11 protein-coding genes are annotated in these 17,942 nt (G+C 71.8%); 3 read left to right on the top strand and 8 right to left on the bottom strand.

All coding sequences use genetic code 11. The annotated features are described in order from the left end of the window. Positions 1-41: 41 nt before the first annotated feature. Positions 42-938: an acyl-CoA desaturase gene (locus F9C12_RS35920; RefSeq protein ID WP_409186937.1), complete on the top strand. Its 897-nt coding sequence runs from the start codon at positions 42-44 to the stop codon at positions 936-938. 6 nt (positions 939-944) lie between these two features. On the opposite strand, the gene F9C12_RS35915 is transcribed toward F9C12_RS35920, so the two are convergent. The 8 genes from F9C12_RS35915 to F9C12_RS35880 all read right to left on the bottom strand — a co-directional run bounded on the left by F9C12_RS35915 (position 945) and on the right by F9C12_RS35880 (position 15,261). After that, entirely contained in the window at positions 945-1,391 is a 447-nt protein-coding gene (locus F9C12_RS35915) for a DUF6292 family protein (protein WP_409463409.1), read from the bottom strand. A gap of 260 nt (positions 1,392-1,651) precedes the next feature. Continuing rightward, positions 1,652-1,918 carry a hypothetical protein gene (locus F9C12_RS35910; RefSeq protein ID WP_409186181.1) on the bottom strand — a complete coding sequence of 89 codons (267 nt, stop codon included), beginning with the start codon at positions 1,916-1,918 and terminating at the stop codon, positions 1,652-1,654. A 45-nt stretch (positions 1,919-1,963) separates the two neighbouring features. Then, complete coding sequence (locus F9C12_RS35905; protein WP_409186180.1) at positions 1,964-2,599, bottom strand: hypothetical protein; 636 nt, start codon at positions 2,597-2,599, stop codon at positions 1,964-1,966. Then, positions 2,592-3,014, bottom strand: coding sequence for an acyl-CoA thioesterase (locus F9C12_RS35900; protein WP_409186179.1), 423 nt, complete (start codon positions 3,012-3,014; stop codon positions 2,592-2,594). Before F9C12_RS35900 ends, F9C12_RS35905 begins: the two co-directional genes overlap by 8 nt. After that, positions 3,011-7,993: an NAD-glutamate dehydrogenase gene (locus F9C12_RS35895; RefSeq protein WP_409463408.1), complete on the bottom strand. Its 4,983-nt coding sequence runs from the start codon at positions 7,991-7,993 to the stop codon at positions 3,011-3,013. Before F9C12_RS35895 ends, F9C12_RS35900 begins: the two co-directional genes overlap by 4 nt. An 847-nt stretch (positions 7,994-8,840) precedes the next feature. Next, positions 8,841-11,450, bottom strand: coding sequence for a hypothetical protein (locus F9C12_RS35890; protein WP_409463407.1), 2,610 nt, complete (start codon positions 11,448-11,450; stop codon positions 8,841-8,843). 19 nt (positions 11,451-11,469) lie between these two features. Next, entirely contained in the window at positions 11,470-13,146 is a 1,677-nt protein-coding gene (ettA, locus tag F9C12_RS35885; protein ID WP_409186176.1) for an energy-dependent translational throttle protein EttA, read from the bottom strand. A gap of 102 nt (positions 13,147-13,248) precedes the next feature. After that, positions 13,249-15,261: a cytochrome c oxidase assembly protein gene (locus F9C12_RS35880; protein ID WP_409463406.1), complete on the bottom strand. Its 2,013-nt coding sequence runs from the start codon at positions 15,259-15,261 to the stop codon at positions 13,249-13,251. Positions 15,262-15,406: 145 nt separating this feature from the next. Here F9C12_RS35880 and F9C12_RS35875 point away from each other — a divergent pair, with 145 nt between their 5' ends. Beyond that, positions 15,407-16,453 (top strand): LacI family DNA-binding transcriptional regulator, encoded by a 1,047-nt coding sequence (locus tag F9C12_RS35875; protein ID WP_409463405.1) that lies wholly within the window; start codon positions 15,407-15,409, stop codon positions 16,451-16,453. 189 nt (positions 16,454-16,642) lie between these two features. Then, positions 16,643-17,053, top strand: coding sequence for a peptidase inhibitor family I36 protein (locus F9C12_RS35870; RefSeq protein ID WP_409467132.1), 411 nt, complete (start codon positions 16,643-16,645; stop codon positions 17,051-17,053). Positions 17,054-17,942 lie beyond the last annotated feature (889 nt).

Raw genomic sequence — 17,942 nt, 5'->3', positions numbered from 1 at the left:
CCCAGAGCACCGTCCAGCGTCCCCCGAAAACGCCGCAGCCCATCCTCGCCGGCCGCAAGACCGGCACCGAGGCCTTCCTGGTGAAGCTCTTCGCCGTCGTCCCGCTCCTCGCGGTCGCCGCCGCGGTGCCGCTGGCCTGGGGCTGGGGGCTGAGCTGGCTGGACGTCGGCCTCGCCGTCGCGTTCTACTGCGTCAGCGGCCTCGGCATCACCGTCGGCTTCCACCGGTACTTCACCCACGGCGCGTTCCGCGCCCGCCGCGGGCTGCGGATCGCGCTCGCCGTCGCGGGCAGCATGGCCATGCAGGGACCGGTGATCGACTGGGTCGCCGACCACCGCCGCCACCACGCCTACTCCGACCGAGACGGCGACCCGCATTCGCCGTGGCGCTTCGGCACGTCGCCGGCCGCGCTCGCGAAGGGCTTCTGGCACGCGCACATGGGCTGGCTGTTCGGCCGCGACCGGACCAACCCGCGCCGGTTCGCCCCGGACCTGCTCGACGACTCCGACCTCAAGCGGATCGACCGGCTCTTCCCGGTGCTGACCGCCGCGACGCTGCTGCTGCCCGCGCTGCTCGGCGGGCTGATCACGATGACCTGGTGGGGCGCGCTGACCGCGTTCTTCTGGGCCGGGCTGGTCCGGGTCGCCGCGCTGCACCACGTGACCTGGTCGGTCAACTCGCTGTGCCACCTGATCGGCGAGCGCCCGTTCGAGGCGCGCGACCGTTCGGCGAACTTCTGGCCGCTGGCGATCGCGTCCTTCGGCGAGTCCTGGCACAACTCCCACCACGCCGACCCGACCGGGGCCCGGCACGGCGTCGGCCGCGGCCAGCTCGACATCTCGGCGCGGCTGATCTGGATGTTCGAGAAGTTCCGCTGGGCCTCGCACGTGCGCTGGCCCCGGCCCGAACGCCTCGCCCGCAAGCTCAAGGCCGCCTGAGCGGCTTCAGGACCTGCGGACCCGCTCCTCGAGCCGGGTCCGCAGGTCGCCGCCGCCCAGCGCGGCGAGCGCCGGCCCCGGGTTCCCGGCCGCCTCGGCCGAGCGCAAAACCTCGGTGACGAACTGCCGCACCCGCTCCGGCGCGGGCGTCACGTCCCCGCCCAGATGGGCCACCACCTGCGGGGCCTCCGACGGCGTCGTCTCCACCGCGACGGTCCAGCCCTGCCGCACGCTCCACACCAGCATCAGATCCCGCCCGGGAAACCGCGGCGACCGCCCGCTCAGCGCGACATACGCGGTGACCGTGTCGGCGACCTCGCAGGACGTGCATTCCGCCGACACCCCGACCGCGGCGGCGACCTCGCGCACGTAGTCGGCAAGGACGCGCCGCAGCGCCTGCGGATCGTCCGCGGCGGGCAGGGACATCGGGCGTTCCGGACCGGACAGGAGCATGGGTCTCCTCTTCCGCCGCCGCATCCGCTTCGCGCGGGAACCGGGGTCGTCGAATCGCGCGAAGGGCGGCGGTCGCGATGATCGGGGTCGCACCGGATCCCGCATCCGGCAGCTGGACCGCACCCCGACTCTACCCGCTGGGACAAGCCCGCAGCCCAGATCAACCCGTCTGGCCGCCGCCGCGGGCGAAATCCGCGCCTGCGCGCGGAGGTCCGCCGGGCACGAAGTCCATCGTGGACAGTCGAGGCGGCCGGCTCCGGCTAGCCGCCGCCATCGCCTGTCTGGCCGCCGCCGTCGGCCGAGTCCGCGATCGACGTGGCCATCCACGCGGCGAACAGGCCCGCCTGCACGTACGGCGCGGCCTCGCCCACCGCGCGCACCACCGACCGGGCGCGGCCGGGTCCCGGTCCCGGTCCGGCTTCCGGCGCGGGATCGGCGTCCGCGGGCCGGTCGGTGCGCCACGGCGTCTCCTCGGCCCGGACTTCGGCGAGGAAGTCCGCGGTCGGGTCGCCGTCGGGGTCCGTCATCCGTTCACGATGACATCGCCGGACGGCTCCCGCCAGCGGATCGGCTCAGAAAACCAGCGGCAGCAACGCTTGGCGCCGCTTCAGCACCGCGCCGTAGCGGGCGTCGAGGCGCAGCCACGAATCGGTGGCGGTCACCCGGACCACGTCGCCGTCGATCGACGAATCGAACAAGCCCATCCCGGACAGCGCGAACAGGCACCGCATCTGGACCTTGACCTCGAGGTCTCCCCCGGTGACGGTGAGCACCGCCTGGTCCATCAGCGAGGCCGGCGGCGTGCCGTGCGGACCGGCGTTGTCGCGGGCTAGCGCGACGCCGCGGTCCGCGAGGTCCGACACCACGCCGACCGGCAGCTCGTCGACCTTCCGCCACCGGTCGGACACCGGCAGCTCGGCGTGCCACAGCAGGTCGCGCGCCGGACCCGGGTCCATCACCTCGCCGCCCGCGACGGCGAGCGCCGCGAGCAGTTCGTTGCCCGAGACCGTGACGTCCGCCGGGGTCACCGTCCCGGCCACCGCGCGGGTCGCGAGGACGTCGAACGGGGTGGCCGTCCACGCCTCGACGACGTCGTCGCCCCGGCGGCGCAGCCGGACGGCGGTCGTGCCGTCCAGCCGCACCGCGCGGGCGACGAACGCGCTGAGCGTCTCCCGGTCGTCCGGATCGGGAATCCGCAGCTCAGGCATCGGCCAGCACCCGCTTGAGGAATTCGGATTCCTCGTCGGTGAGCCGGCGCGGCCGGAGGTTGACCGTGTCGTACGGGGCCAGCACGGTCTCCGCGGTGACCGCGACCGGATCGCTCGCCTCCGGGCCGGTCCGCACGACGTACCCGAGCGTCACCGTCGAGGCCTTCAACTCGGTGAGCGTGAGCTCCACGCGCACCGAACGGCCGGGCGCCGCGACGATCGGCGCGCGGTAATGCACCGCGAGCTTCACGACCACGACGCCCTTCGGCAGTTCGGTGAGCCCCGCGCGCTCGGCTTCGCCGAACAGCACGGGCACCCGGGCCTCTTCGAGCAGCGTCACCACGTTCGCGTGGTTGACATGCCCGTACACGTCCATGTCCGACCATCGCGGCTGGACGTGGGAAACGAATGTCACCGCACCGTGCTCCGGATCTGGCGCGCGGCCACGGACAGCGTCGCGAGGTCGAGCCGCCCGGAACGGGTGATCTCGTCCAGCGCCACGCGCGCCCGCGAAAGCCGCGACGCGTTGGCCTTCTCCCATTGCTCGATCTGCTCGTCGACGGACAGGTCCTGGTCGCTGTGCCGCAGTGCGTCGAGCGCGATCGCGCGCAGGGAACCGTACACGTCGTCGCGCAGCGAGAGCCGGGCGAGGGCGTGCCAGCGGTTGCCGCGTTCCAGCGCGCTGATCTCGGTGAGCATCTTGTCGATGTCCAGGTGGTCCGACAGCGCGTAGTACAGCTCGGCGGTGTCCGCCGGGGTGTGCGTCGCGTCGAGCCCGACCTGCTGCTCGGCCAGCTCCGCCACCTCGACCACGTCGAGCAGGCCGTAGCTGTGCAGCAGCAGCGCCACCCGGCGGGCCAGATCGGCGGGCACGCCCTTCTCGACCAGCGCGGCCGCGTCCTGCTCCACCGACTCCAGCTCGCGCCCGCGCAGCAGCTCGCCCAGCTTCGGGCCGAGTTCCGCGAGCACCGGGCCGAACCGGTTGATCTCGGCCAGCGGCGCGAGCGGCTGCGGGCGGTTGGTCAGGAACCAGCGCGCGGCCCGGTCGAGCAGCCGCCGCGTCTCCAGCACCATCCCGTCCGCGACCTCGGTCGGCACCACGTTGTCCAGCGCGTCGATCTCGGCCCACAGCTTCGGCAGGTCGTAGACGTGCGTGACCACCGCGTACGCGCGCACCGCGTCGGTGGCGGTCGCGTTCATCTCCTCCATCAGGCGGTAGACGAACGAGATGCCGGCGCCGTCGACCAGCTCGTTGGTGATCAGCGTGGTGATGATCTGCCGGCGCAGCGGGTGCTGCGCGATCGCCGCGGCGAAGCGCTCCCGCAGCGGGGCCGGGAAGTACTCCGGCAGCCTGCGGGTGAACACCTCGGACTCGGGCAGGTCGGAGGCGAGCAGCTCGTCCTTGAGGTCGAGCTTGACGTGCGCGAGCAGCGTCGCCAGCTCCGGCGAGGTCAGGCCCTCGCCCGCCTTCTCCAGCGCGCGGAACTGCGACGGGGTCGGCAGCGCCTCCAGCTTGCGGTCGAACGCGCCCTTGGCGACCAGCGCGGACACCTGCCGCGCGTGCACCGACACCATCGGCCCGGCGTGCGCCCGGCTGACGCCGAGCACCGCGTTCTGCCGGTAGTTGTCGGCCAGCACGAGCGAGCCGACCTCGTCGGTCATCTCGCCGAGCAGTTCGTTGCGCCGCGCGTGCTCCAGTTCGCCGGTCGCCACCAGGTGGTCCAGCAGGATCTTGATGTTGACCTCGTGGTCGGAGCAGTCGACGCCGGCCGAGTTGTCGAGCGCGTCGGTGTTGATCTTGCCGCCGTTGCGAGCGAATTCGATCCGGCCGAGCTGGGTGAGGCCCAGGTTGCCGCCCTCCCCGACGACCTTCACGCGCAGCTGGTTGCCGTTGACGCGGATCGCGTCGTTGGCCTTGTCGCCCGCCGCGGCCTGGCTTTCGCTCTCGGCCTTGACGTAGGTCCCGATGCCGCCGTTCCACAGCAGTTCGACCGGGGCCAGCAGGATCGCCTGGATCAGGTCCATCGGCGCGAGCTTGGTGACGCCCTCGTCGAGGCCGAGCGCTTCGCGGACCTGCGGGGTGATCGGGATGGTCTTGGCCGAGCGCGGGTAGATCCCGCCGCCCTCGCTGATCAGCGAGCGGTCGTAGTCGTCCCACGAACTGCGCGGCAGCTCGAACAGCCGCTTGCGCTCCTCGTAGGACGACGCGGCGTCCGGGTTCGGGTCGAGGAAGACGTGCATGTGGTTGAACGCCGCGACCAGCCGGATGTGCTTGGACAGCAGCATCCCGTTGCCGAAGACGTCGCCCATCATGTCGCCGATGCCGACGACCGTGAAGTCCTCGGTCTGGGTGTCCTTGCCCAGCTCGCGGAAGTGCCGCTTCACGCTCTCCCACGCGCCCTTGGCGGTGATGCCCATGGCCTTGTGGTCGTAGCCGACCGAACCGCCGGAGGCGAACGCGTCGCCGAGCCAGAAGCCGTACTGCGCCGAGACCTCGTTGGCGATGTCGGAGAACTTCGCGGTGCCCTTGTCCGCCGCGACGACGAGGTAGCTGTCGTCGGCGTCGTGGCGCACCACGTTCGGCGCGGGCACGGTCTCGCCCTCGACGCGGTTGTCGGTGAGGTCCAGCAGGCCGGAGATGAACATCCGGTAGCAGGCGATGCCCTCGGCGAGCTGCGCGTCGCGGTCGACCCCGGCGTCGCCGGTCGGGGCCGGCGGGCGCTTCACCACGAAGCCGCCCTTCGCGCCGACCGGCACGATCACCGCGTTCTTCACCGCCTGCGCCTTGACCAGGCCCAGGATTTCGGTGCGGAAGTCCTCCTGCCGGTCCGACCAGCGCAGGCCGCCGCGGGCGACCTCGCCGAAGCGCAGGTGCACGCCCTCCACCCGCGGCGAGTACACGAAGATCTCGTACTTCGGGTGCGGCTCGGGCAGTTCCGGCACGCCGCTCGGGTCGAGCTTGAGCGCCAGGTACGGCCGCGGGTTCCCGTCGGCGTCGCGCACGTGGTAGTTCGTGCGCAGGGTTGCGTTGACGACCGCGAGCAGCCGGCGCAGGATCCGGTCCTCGTCGAGGCTGGTGACCTCGTCGATCATCGAGGAGATCTCGGCGGTCAGCGATTCCGCGTGCGTTTTCCGGTCCACATCGGACAGTTGCGGATCGCAGCGGGTTTCGAAGAGCCGCAACAGTTTCTTCGCGACCTCGGTGTGCTTGACGACCGTGTTCTGGATGTAGGACTGGGAGAACGGGCTGCGCGCCTGCTGCAGGTAGCGCGAGTAGGCCCGCAGCACCGCGGCCTGGCGCCAGGTGAGCCCGGCGCGCAGGACGAGCCCGTTGAGCCCGTCGACCTCGGCGTCGCCGCGCCACGCCGCGTGGAACGCGTCCTGGAACCGCTCGCGCACCTCGACCGCGGCGGCCTCGTCGGCCTCTTCGAGGCCCTTCTTGTCGACGCGCAGGCCGAAGTCGTAGATCCAGCTGGCCCCGCCGTCCTCGCGGAACAGCTCGTACGGCCGCTCGTCCACCACCTCGACGCCCATCGCCTGCAGCACCGGCAGCACCTTGGACAGGGTGACGCCCTCGCCGCGCAGGTAGAGCTTGAACCGCCGCTCGCCGGGTTCGGCGTCCGCGGGCAGGTAGAACGACAGCGCGAGGTCGCCCTCGTCCGAGAGGGTGTCGAGCTTGGCCAGGTCGGCCAGCGCGTCCTCGGCGGTGAAATCCTCCTTGTACGCCTCGGGGAACACCGCGCCGAAGCGCTGCCCCCGGTCGACCGCGGACTCCTCGCCCGTCATCCCGGTCGGGCTGCCGTCGCCGACGCGCTCGCGGCGTTCGGCGATGATCGCCTCGACCAGCCGGTCGTCCCAGCTGCGCACGACGGTGTTCAGCCGTTCCTGGATCCGCAGCGTGTCCGGTTCGAGCACGTTCGACGGATCGGTGTGCACCATGAAGTGCACCTGCGCCAGCAGCGTTTCGCCGACGCGCGCGCTGTACTCCAGCTGCGTGCCTTCGAGTTCTTCCAGCAGCACTTCCTGCATCGCCAGCCGCGAACGCGTGGTGTAGCGGTCGCGCGGCAGGTAGACCAGGCAGGAGTAGAAGCGGCCGTACGGGTCGCGGCGCAGGAACAGCCGCAGCCGGCGGCGGTCCGACAGCGTGATCGCGCCGGTGGTGGTGGAGTACAGCGATTCGGTGTCCGCGGAGAACAGGTCCGCGCGCGGCCAGTTCTGCAGCACCTCCAGCATCCGCTGGCCGGAGAACGACTCCATCGGGAACCCGGCGCGGTGGATCACCTCGCGCACGCGCTGGCCGACCACCGGGATGTCGAGCACGTTCTCGTGCAGCGCGGTGGTGGTGAACATGCCGAGGAAGCGGTGCTCGCCGGTGACCTTGCCGTGCTCGTCGAACGTCTTCACGCCGACGTAATACGGATAAACCGGACGGTGCACCGTGCTCGGCGCGCTGGCCTGGGTGAGCACGAGCAGCGACGGCGCGAGCGCGTCGACCGAGCTGTCCGGCCCCGCGGTGAGGCTGCGCGCGGCGAGGCTGTCCTGGCGCAGCACGCCCAGCCCGGACGCGAGAACCGCGCGCAGGGCGGGCTCGTCGCTGTCCGGCTGCGGGCTGTCGACCAGCTCGTACCTGCGGTAGCCGAGGAAGGTGAAGTGGCCGTCGGCGAGCCAGCGCAGCAGCCGCGCGCCCTCGGTGACCTCGTCGTCGCTGGGCAGCTTCGGCGGGTGCTGCTCCAGCGTTTCCGCGAGCGAGCAGGCCGTCTGCGCCATCTTCTCGGCGTCCTCGACGACCTCGCGCACGTCGCCGAGCACCGACGTCAGCCGGTTGTCCAGCTCGCGTGCCCGCTGCGGGTCGGTGACGAGGTCGATTTCCACCAGCATCCACGATTCCGCGGACGCGCCGGCAGGCGGATCGGCCGGGTCGGCGTCGAGGTGCAGGCCCTCCAGCTCGCCGGTCAGGCCGCGGCTCACCACCACGATCGGGTGCACGATGCGCTGCACCTGCACTCCGTCGCGGGCGAACTCCGCGGTGACGCTGTCCACGAGGTAGGGCATGTCGTCGGTGACCACCTGCACGACGGTCGCGTCGCGCGTCCAGCCGTCCTCGGAGGTGGTCGGGTTCAGCAGCCGGACCGCCGGGCGCCCGGGCATGCGGTGCTTCGCCAGCTGCAGGTGCGAACGCACCGCGCCGACGAGCGCGACCGGCTCGTCGCCGACGATCTCGTCGGCCGGGATGTGCCGGTAGTACAAGCGGATCAGGTCCGCGATCTCCGGCGCCTGCGCCGCGGCGGTGTCGATCAGCTCGTCCCGGATTTGCTCCGGGCTGGCCGTCGTGCGGCGGGCGGCGCCGGCTTCGGTGCCGACATCGGGCGGGGACGAAACTCCCGTCGAGCTCATTGAGCAACTCTCCAGTGTGCGAGACCGAGATGCGTCCGTCACCACGACGTGCCGGACTTCCCTCACCCTAATCCGCCTTCGAACGCCCCTGTGCGCGGCAAGGAAAGACTTAAGGTTCGCTTCCGGGGTCCCCGGCGGCGCCCCCGCGCGGGATCGGTTCAGCTACCGACGAGTTCGCCGGCGGCGGTTCCCGGCAAAAGGCTTGGCACGAGGCCGGAGCGCGGGTTCCGATGCTCCGGGAGCCGCTTCGGGATCGGTTCAGCTCCCGTAACGCCCGCGGCGAGAACGGAAAAGGTTGCGTCCCTCTCCTGCGAGAATTCCCACCCGTACGGGCTAATTCTTCCGTTGCGGCGGACGGGAGCCGGATGCTTCGCCGATCGGCGGGCTTCGGGTGGCTTGTGCTGCATAATCCCGGCGCGTCCGCCCAGTGACTGGGAAAAGCGCTTGGTGCAGGGGGAAACGCGGCGACCGACCTTCTCCCGCTTCGGCTCCGCGGAAGTCCGGGAGCGGACGCCTGGGGAATCAGATTCCGTGCGGGTTTCCCTCACGGACCCCCGGGCCGAAGCCGCAGAAATCTCCGCGCCGACGAAGTTTTCCCGACGGGGCGGGCCGCACTCGCCCGCAGAAGACCGTGCAGGGAACCCTGGGGGAATCAGATCCCGTGAAGGTTCCCCTCACGGGCCGCAGCCGCGGGAAATCTTCGCGCCGACGAAGTTTCCGACGGCACGGACCGCGCTCGCCCGCAGAAGTCCGGGGCCCAAGCCGCGTCCGCGTCGATGCGCGATCCCCTGCCCCGCCGCGGAAACTGCCCTGCCGAGCCAGCACTTCCCCTGCGGCGCAAGAACTTTCAGTCGCCGTTGGTGCGGTGCCGGTCCGCGGTCGCGCGGCCGTTGATCGGCTTCGGTTCGTCGTTCGGGCCGAGGCGTTTCATCAGCGCGGCCGCGCTCGCGGTGCCCGCCTGGTGTTCGGCGAGGGCGCGGGCGAGCAGTTCGGCGAGACCGGCGTCCGGCGGCGGTTCGTCCTCCGCGATGGCTCGCGCGTAGCTCTCCGGGAACGGCTGCTCCGACGGCGTCCACGCATCGATGTCCGACAGCGGGTCCAGCGCCGGAGGCATCCGCAGGCGCGGCAGCCAGGGCTCCTCGACCGGCTCGGGTTCCTCCGGGCGCGGTGCGGGGGCCAGCTCCGCCTTGTCCGGCGACGCGGTTTCCGGTTCCGCCGCGGCGGGTTCGGGACGGTCGGCCTCGTCGGCGCGGCGCCGTCCGCCGCCCCCGCCGGTCGCGGTGATGCCCAGCCGGTCCAGCACGGACTTCGCGGCGACCGAGCCGTGTTCGGCGTCGTGCCGGGTCTTGCGGCCGCGGGAATCGCGGCGGGCCGCTTCCTCCTGCGCCCACTCGGCGCTTTCCCACAACGGCGCGGCGGGCTCGTCCGCGGGAGCCGGGGCGAGCGGCAGCTCCGGCAGAATGTCCGACAGATCCGGCATCCGCAGCGAGAACCGCGGCGCCTCCTCGGCCGGTGTTTCGTCAGCCGCCCGCACCGACGGTTTCTCGGACCGCGTTTCGTCAGCCGCCCGCACCGGCGGCTCCTCGGACCGCGTTTCGTCAGCCACCCGCACCGGCGGCTCCTCGGACCGCGGCTTCTCTTCCCGGCGAGCGGGCGCTTCGTCCCCCCGCGGCTTCTCCGGCCACCGGACCTGCGTGTCCTCAGCAGGCTGCGCCTTCTCCGCCCGACGCCACCCCGGCGCAGGCTCCGCGACCGGGTTTTTCGCCCCCTGCGCGGCTTCCGGCTGCCTCTCCGCGACCTGGGAAGCCCTCGCCTCGGCCGCGCTGGCAGCCTGAGCCGCTTCCGCCCGCCGACCGGCCGCGCCCTCCGCGACGGGCTCCGCCTTCGGGTCCTCCGCAGCCGCCCGTTTCCGCGGCGCGGGCGCGTCGGCGTTCTTCCGCCCGAACGGCCGCGCCCACCCCGGCAGCACCGGCGATTTGCGGTCCTCGGTCCGCCGCCGTCCGCCGGTTCGGGGAGCCTCCTCGGCCGTCTCCCGGATCGCCGGGAGCACCGAAGTCTGCTCGGCCTCCGTCTCCGCGGCGGCCCGGCGGAACGACCACGCCGGCTTCTTCTCCGCCGCCTCGACCCAGGCCGCCGCCGAAACCGGCTCCGCGGGCACCTCGACCTGCGCCGGAACGACCGGCAACGGAGCCGCGACCGGGTCCGGCCGCTCGGCCGGGACGTCCCGGATCGCCGGCAGCACCGAGGTCTCCTCGGCGGCGACCCGCGGTTCGACCTCCATCGACACCGGGCGCCCGTCGCGCGGAGCGGACGCGGCGAGAACGTCGTCGAGGTCCATCGACGCGACCGAGTCCCCGCCCAGCTCGCCCGCGATCAGCCCGCACGCCTGGCGCCGGGCGCGCGCGTGCACGTGTTCGGCGGCCCGGGCCCGGTGCAGGCAGCCGATGGCCTCTTCCGCGCTGCCGAACCGTTCCTCGATCTGCGCCAGCTCCAGCCACAGCCGCGCGGTGACCGCCGCGAGCCCGTGCCGATCGGTGGCCGCGACGGCCTCCCCCACCAGCTCGGCGGCGGCGTCCCCGGCTCCGGAGGGCAGGTGGATGCGCGTCGCGACCGCCAGCCGCAGCCACGCCGCGGGCGCGACCCCGGCGGCGCGGACCGGTTCCCGCAGCATCGGCTCGGCGATGTCGTAAGCCATGTCCGCGTCGCCGCGGTCCAGCAGCGTGCTCACCAGCTGCAGCACGAGCCGGATCCGGACGAGACCGCCGTCGTCGCCGGGACGGTCCATCTTCTCGAGGAAGCCGAGCCCGGTCCGCGCGGCGTCCGCGGCCGCGGTGAGGTCCCCGTGCCGGCGCCGGTGCGCCGCGGTCCCGTTGCGCAGCAACGCCCGCATGAGCAGCCGGTCGTCGGCGTCGAGCGAATCGTCGGCCACCAGCAGCCGGTCCGCCTCGACGAGCACCCGGTCCAGCTCCGCCTTCCGGCCGAACGGGGCGAGGCACCCGACGAGGTGGCACAGCGCTTCCGCGCGCAGCGACGGCGGCACGTCCTCGGACAGCACCGGCCGCAGCGCGGCCAGCCCCATCAGCGGGACGCCGAGGCTGCGCGCGCAGATCGCGAGGTCGACGCGCAGCCGCGCCGCCGTCGTGACGTAGCCGGCGTGTTCGGCCGCGCGCAACGCCGCGACCGCGCGGCCGACCGTGGACGTCCGCGCCCCAGTCCGCACGCGAGCGGACACCACGAGCGCTTCCGCCCGGATCCAGTGCCCGTCCGCGCCCGCCGCCTCCGCGAGCGCGGCCGAGCGTTCGCCGAGCACCAGCGACAGCTCGGGCGCCCGCAACCGCAGCGATTCCGCCCGGTCGATGAGCCGGCCGAGGTCGGCGAGGGTCCCGCCACCGGCAACGGCGGGCCGCCCGTCCGCGGTCGCGGACGGGCTGGGCCGGTTGTGCCTGCTGGTTTCCACTCGGGACCCCCCGCGCCGGTCAGTCGCGCTTCAGCTTGCGGTGGGTGACCCGGTGCGGACGCGCCGCTTCGGCGCCGAGGCGCTCGACCTTGTTCTTCTCGTAGCCCTCGAAGTTGCCCTCGAACCAGAACCACTTCGCCGGGTCCTCGTCGGTGCCTTCCCAGGCGAGGATGTGCGTCGCGACCCGGTCGAGGAACCACCGGTCGTGGGAGATCACGACGGCGCAGCCGGGGAACTGCTCGAGCGCGTTCTCCAGCGAGCCCAGCGTCTCGACGTCCAGGTCGTTCGTCGGCTCGTCCAGCAGGATCAGGTTCCCGCCCTCTTTGAGCGTCAGCGCGAGGTTGAGCCGGTTGCGCTCGCCGCCGGACAGCACGCCGGCCGGCTTCTGCTGGTCCGGGCCCTTGAAGCCGAACGCGCTCACGTACGCGCGCGAGGGCATTTCGGTCTGCCCGACGTGGATGTAGTCGAGCTTGTCGGACACGACCTCCCACACGGTCTTCTTCGGGTCGATCCCGCCGCGCGTCTGGTCCACATAGGACAGTTTGACCGTCTCGCCGATCTTGACCGAGCCGCCGTCCGGCTCCTCGAGCCCGACGATGGTCTTGAACAGCGTGGTCTTGCCGACGCCGTTCGGGCCGATCACGCCGACGATGCCGTTGCGCGGCAGGTTGAACGAGAGCCCGTCGATGAGCACCCGGTCGTCGAAGCCCTTGCGCAGCTTCTCGACCTCGACCACGACGCTGCCCAGGCGCGGGCCCGGCGGGATCTGGATCTCCTCGAAGTCGAGCTTGCGGTGCTTGTCCGCCTCCGCGGCCATCTCCTCGTACCGGTCGAGCCGCGAACGGGACTTGGTCTGGCGCGCCTTGGCGTTGGACCGCACCCATTCCAGCTCGCTCTTGAGCCGCTTGGCCAGCTTGGCGTCCTTCTTGCCCTGCACCTCGAGCCGCTCGCGCTTCTTCTCCAGGTAGGTGGAGTAGTTGCCCTCGTAGCCGACGACGCGGCCGCGGTCGAGCTCCATGATCCACTCGGCGACGTTGTCCAGGAAGTACCGGTCGTGGGTGACCGCGAGGACGGCGCCCTTGTAGTTGGAGAGGAACTGCTCCAGCCACAGCACGCTTTCGGCGTCCAGGTGGTTCGTGGGCTCGTCGAGCAGCAGCAGGTCGGGCGCGGACAGCAGGAGCTTGCACAGCGCGACGCGGCGGCGCTCGCCTCCGGAGAGGTGGGTGACCGGCTCGTCCGGCGGCGGGCAGCGCAGCGCGTCCATGGCCTGCTCGACGGTCGAGTCGAGCTCCCAGGCGTCGGCGTGGTCCAGCTCCTCCTGGAGCTGGCCCATCTCCTCCATCAGCTCGTCGCTGTAGTCGGTCGCCATCTGCTCGGCGATCTCGTTGTAGCGGTCGAGCTTCTTCTTGGTGTCGCCGAGGCCCTCCTCGACGTTCTGCCGGACCGTCTTGGTCTCGTCCAGCTCCGGCTCCTGCATGAGGATGCCGACGCTCGCGCCCGGCTGAAGGAAAGCCTCGCCGTTGCTGGCCTGCTCGATCCCCGCCATGATCTTGAGAACGGTCGACTTGCCGGCGCCGTTCGGGCCCACGACGCCGATCTTGGCTCCGGGGTAGAACGCGGTGCTCACGTCGTCGAGGATGACCTTGTCCCCGACGGTCTTGCGCACCTTCTTCATGGTGTAGATGAACTCGGCCATGCCGTCGATCGTAGAGTGGCTCCTCCAGCGGCCTGACGGCGGTCACCACCGCGCTACCGAGGGTCAGGTCGTCCTCACTCCGGCGATATCACTTCCGGGGAGTCATTCCGCCCGTTTGCCCTCGGCGAGGTTCTTCAGCATCGCGTTGTAGGCGGCGAGTTCCTCGCCCCCGGTGGTCTCCTCGCGCCGGTCGCGCCGTTTCGCCTCGCGCTCGTCCTGCCGCGCCCACTGCACCAGCAGCGCGATCAGCACGAGCAGCACCGGCACCTCGCCCGAGGCCCACGCGATGCCGCCGCCGAGCCGCTGGTCGGTGAGCAGGTCGCCGACCCACGGCAGCTTCAGCGACGTGTAGAACTCGCGGCCGATCACGGTCTGCATGTTCATCAGGATCACGCCGAAGAACGCGTGGAACGGCATGGCCCCGAACATCATCCCGAGCTTGCCGACCGGCGGCAGCCGCCGCGGCGCGGGGTCGACGCCGATCACCGGCCAGTAGAAGACGTAGCCGACGAGCAGGAAGTGCGCGTTCATCGCCAGGTGCGCCCAGTGGTAGTTGAGCGCGTTGTCGAAGAGGCCGGAGAAGTACAGCGCGTAGAAGGACCCGACGAACAGCAGCAGCGCGACGATCGGGTTCGTCAGGAACCGCGACACCGGCGAGTGCACGGCCGCCAGCAGCCATTCGCGCGGCCCGGGAGGGGCTTCGCGGCCGGCCGGCGGGAGCGCGCGCAGGGCGAGCGTGACCGGGCCGCCGAGCACCAGCAGGACCGGCGCGACCATCGACATCAGCATGTGGGTGCCCATGTGCACGCTGAACATCGCGGGCGCGTACCGGCCGATGCCCGACGACGTGGCCAGCAGGATCACCAGGCAGCCGGCGACCCACGACACGGTCCGGCCGACCGGCCACGCGTCGCCGCGCTTGCGCAGCCGCCGCACGCCGGCCAGGTAGAGACCGGCGAGAACGATCGCGAGGGTGCCGTAGATCAGGTCGAAGCGCCAGTCGGTGAGCAGCCGCCAGAACGTCGGCGGGCCCTGGAGGTCGTAGCCGATGAGGAGTTCGACGGTGCCCGGCTGGGTGACCGCGTCCGGCGGCGGCGGTGTGCGGGCGAGGCCGGACGCGATGCCGATGGTGACGAACATGATCAGCACTTCGACGGCGGCGAGCCGAAGCAGTTGACTGCCGCCCTTGCCGTCGACGAGGTTCGCGACGCCGCGGCTGCGCTGCTGCTGGCCGAAGACGCCGAGCAGCAGCAACGCGACGATCTTGGCGACGACGAGCAGGCCGTAGTCGGTGGTGAAGAGGTCGCCGAGGTTGATCCGGACGAGCGCGTTGACGATGCCGGACACCGCCATCACGACCCAGCAGACCAGCGCGAGCTTGGAGAATCGCTGCGCGGCGAGGCTGAGGTTCTTGCCGCGGCGCCAGCCGAGCGCGAGCACGGCCAGCAGGCCGCCGACCCACAGCGCGGCCGCGACGAGGTGGAACAGCAGGCTGTTGGTGGCCAGGTCGTGCGAACCGCCGCTGGCCGAATGCCCGGTGACCGCGACCGGGACGAGCCCGGCGACGGACAGGAAGAACAGCACCGACGTCCAGCCCCAGCTGAGCACCAGGCGGCAGCCGAGGGCGAGCAGGAGCGCGATCAGCGCCGTCCACAGCCACGCCTTCGGCTGTTCGATCGCGCCGACGAGGCTGAGCAGGGTGTCCGGGGAAAGGACCTCGCCGAACGGCTTGCCCGCGCTGTCCGCGGCGGTGAAGGCGACCGACAGGATCGAGGCGGCGAACCACACCCACGCGGCGATTCCCGCGGTGCGGACCGCGGCGTACCCCTCGGCGGCGAGCGTGCCGGATTTCTGCGGCGGCACGAGGAAAGCGGCCAGCAGCAACGCCCCGACGCACACGACCGACGCCGCTTCGGCGAGCACGCGGACCACGGTGACGCCGTAGCGCGTGACGAGCCCGGGGTCCGGCAGCCCGGCTATGACGTAGCCCGCGCCGCCGGTGAGCGCGACGAGCCCGACCGCGACGACCGCGCCGAGCACGACTCCGACCGACAGCAGCGGGAGCACGCTCGTCTTGCGGCCGCGGTTCGGTTTCGTCACAGGTTCCGAGGTCACGGTACGAGACTAGGCCGGTCTCGCGCGCGGGGGCACAGGGGGCGGGGCGCGCGCCGGTTTCGCCCGCTTGCGGTGTTTGCGCTGGTCGAGCCGGTACGCCGGGCGGAATCCGGTGCGCGGCAAGGCTTTCCTCTATGCTCCGCCGATGACCAGCAGCCGTCGCCGCCGCCCGACGCTGGACGACGTCGCGGAGGCGGTCGGGGTGTCGCGCGCCACTGTGTCGAACGCCTACAACCGGCCTGACCAGCTGTCGGCGCAATTACGGGAACAGATTCTGCGCGTGGCGGGTGAACTCGGTTACCCCGGCCCGAACCCGACCGCCCGCAGCCTCGCCACGAGCCGCACCGGCGCGATCGCCTTCCTGCTCGATTCGTCGCTGTCGGCGGCCTTCTCCGACCCCGCGCTGTCGATCACCCTGGACGCGCTCGCGAAAACCGTGGAACCCACCGGCAACGCCCTGTTGCTGCTGCCCGGTCGCGAGGCGGAGGAAGGCCCGCCCGCGGCGCGAGTACTGGCCGCACAAGCGGATATCGCCGTCGCGTACTCCCTCGCCGACGGCACGCCCGCGCTGGAAGCCGTTCGAGCACGGGGTTTGCCGCTGGTGGTCATCGACCAGCCACCGCTCCCGGATACGGCCCGAGTCGGCTGCGACGACCGCGGCGGCGCGTCATTGGCCGCCCGCCATTTAGTGGAACTAGGCCATCGGCGCTTCGGCATCCTGGCCGCGCCCCGCCTTTCCGGCACCGAGTTTTCCAGCGCCTTCCACGGCACCCGCGAACGCCTCGCCGGATACGTCGACACGCTGTCCGCGGCCGGGATCAGCGACCTCACCATCACCGAAGCCCCGTGGCTCTCCGCCTCGACCGCCCGCGCCGCCGCGACGGACCTGCTCACCGCTCCGGCGCGTCCGACGGCCCTGTTGTGCATGTCCGACCAGCTGGCCTTCGCCGCGATCGCCGCCGCCCACCGGCTGGGCCTGCGCGTGCCCGCCGACGTCTCGATCGTCGGCTTCGACGACACCCCGCAGGCCGCGTGGTCTGAACCACCCCTCACGACGGTGCGCCAGGACCTGGCGGGCAAGGGACGCGCGGCCGGAGAGCTGGTGCTGAGCCTCCTGGCCGGGGAACCGGCGCCGCCGCCGGTCGAACTCCCGGTGTCCCTGGCGGTCCGGGAAAGCACGGCGGCGATTTAGCAAGACCGCTCGGCGATCTGTGGACAACTGGGTCTCTTCCGAGTGAAGGAAAACTACTTGTCCACAGACGTAGGAATGCGGGCAGACAAATCACGCGGAACCCGCCAAGGTGGAGACACGCCCCGGTTTCCCGGGATGCCCGCCGGTCCTTTCGCCCGGCACCGCTTCGATCGAGGGGGAGTTCCCATGATGTTCCGCCGCCTGCTGCCGTCCCTGCCCTTCGCCGGCCGCCACTCGCGGCCGTCCCGCCTGCCCGCCGTATTGGTGCTGGTCGCCGCAGGCCTCCTGACCACTTCGGGCCTGGCCCAGGCCGCACCTCCCGCCCCCGCCTGCGGTGCGGGCGAGTTCTGCCTGTGGAACACCGAAACCTATTCCGGTCACGCACAGAGCTATGACCTGCGCACGGCGAATCCGGGTGATTGCATCCCCCTGCCCGAGGGATTCCAAGGCCATTCCTTCGTCAACCGGATGACCCGAGACGTCACCGTCTACCAAGGAGCAGACTGTTCCACGGAGGGCGATTTCATCACCTATCCGGGCGGTGGCACGTACGTTCCGCGGTCCCCGTTCGCGGTGCGTGCCCTGAAAGTGTGGGAATAGCCCTCCCCCTAGAGCCGGGCCAGGCGAACGAGGCAGCTCCAGGCCGAGTCGACTCGCAGCCCCAGTTCCGCCGGCCCGGGGGCCGCACCCCCGAGCGGCCCAGGCCCGTGGGCGCGCAGCCCGGAAATCCGCGCCCACGGGCCCCCTGGCCCTCGCTTCCCGCTCCCGGCCCCCGACCTGGGAGCGGGAGGTGAGGCCCTTCTGCGGTGTCGCAGGGTTGCCCCTGCCTGGCGCTTGAGCCGAGGCCCGGCCGGACCGCGGGTGGCCGTGGTCCGGGAGACATGCCTCCTGAGGTCAGCTTGCGCCCCGCCCTCCAACTACCCAGACCACACCCGGCCGCCGTCCGGACGACATCCCACCTGACGCCAACCTGCGACCCGCCCTCCAACTACCCAGACCACACCCGGCCACGGTCCGCGCGACATCCCACCTGACGCCAGCCTGCGCCACGCCCTCCAACTGCGCAGACCACACCCCGGCCACGGTCGAGGAACCATCCCACCTGGCACCAGCTTCACCCCCGGCCCACCCGTCCGACTGCCCAAGCCACGCCCGCCCGCGGTCCGGGAGACATCCCTCCCGGCACCAGCTTCAATCCCGCCCTAACCACGCCCGCCTGTGGTCCAGCACCACCGACCCGACGCCTCGACACCCCATTCCCGCGTCGCAACCGCCGAACCGCCCAATCGTCCTCCCCCAGGTCAGACGTCCTACATCACAAGATCGCCACATTCCGCCCCGGCCGCGAAGCCCCCGACCCCCGTCCCGCCGACCGCCCCGCCAGGAGATCCAGGTGCTCAAGCTGCACAAACCCCCGTCCGCCCGCCGCACCGGCCCGCGCGCCCGCGCAGTGCGTACCGAAACCGTCGCGCGCTGTGGCATTCCTCCC

This window comes from Amycolatopsis sp. GA6-003 (assembly GCF_046267895.1).
Taxonomy (GTDB): domain Bacteria; phylum Actinomycetota; class Actinomycetes; order Mycobacteriales; family Pseudonocardiaceae; genus Amycolatopsis.
The sequence above is the reverse complement of the archived record's forward strand: the minus strand, read 5'-3'. Positions and strand labels throughout refer to the sequence as shown.

Bases quoted from the DNA above. Each gene is read 5' to 3' on its own strand.
- F9C12_RS35915 (WP_409463409.1), bottom strand. From the start codon at position 1,391: ATGCTCCTGTCCGGTCCGGAACGCCCGATGTCCCTGCCCGCCGCGGAC.
- F9C12_RS35910 (WP_409186181.1), bottom strand. From the start codon at position 1,918: ATGACGGACCCCGACGGCGACCCGACCGCGGACTTCCTCGCCGAAGTC.
- F9C12_RS35905 (WP_409186180.1), bottom strand. From the start codon at position 2,599: ATGCCTGAGCTGCGGATTCCCGATCCGGACGACCGGGAGACGCTCAGC.
- F9C12_RS35895 (WP_409463408.1), bottom strand. From the start codon at position 7,993: ATGAGCTCGACGGGAGTTTCGTCCCCGCCCGATGTCGGCACCGAAGCC.
- ettA (WP_409186176.1), bottom strand. From the start codon at position 13,146: ATGGCCGAGTTCATCTACACCATGAAGAAGGTGCGCAAGACCGTCGGG.
- F9C12_RS35875 (WP_409463405.1), top strand. From the start codon at position 15,407: ATGACCAGCAGCCGTCGCCGCCGCCCGACGCTGGACGACGTCGCGGAG.
- F9C12_RS35870 (WP_409467132.1), top strand. From the start codon at position 16,643: ATGTTCCGCCGCCTGCTGCCGTCCCTGCCCTTCGCCGGCCGCCACTCG.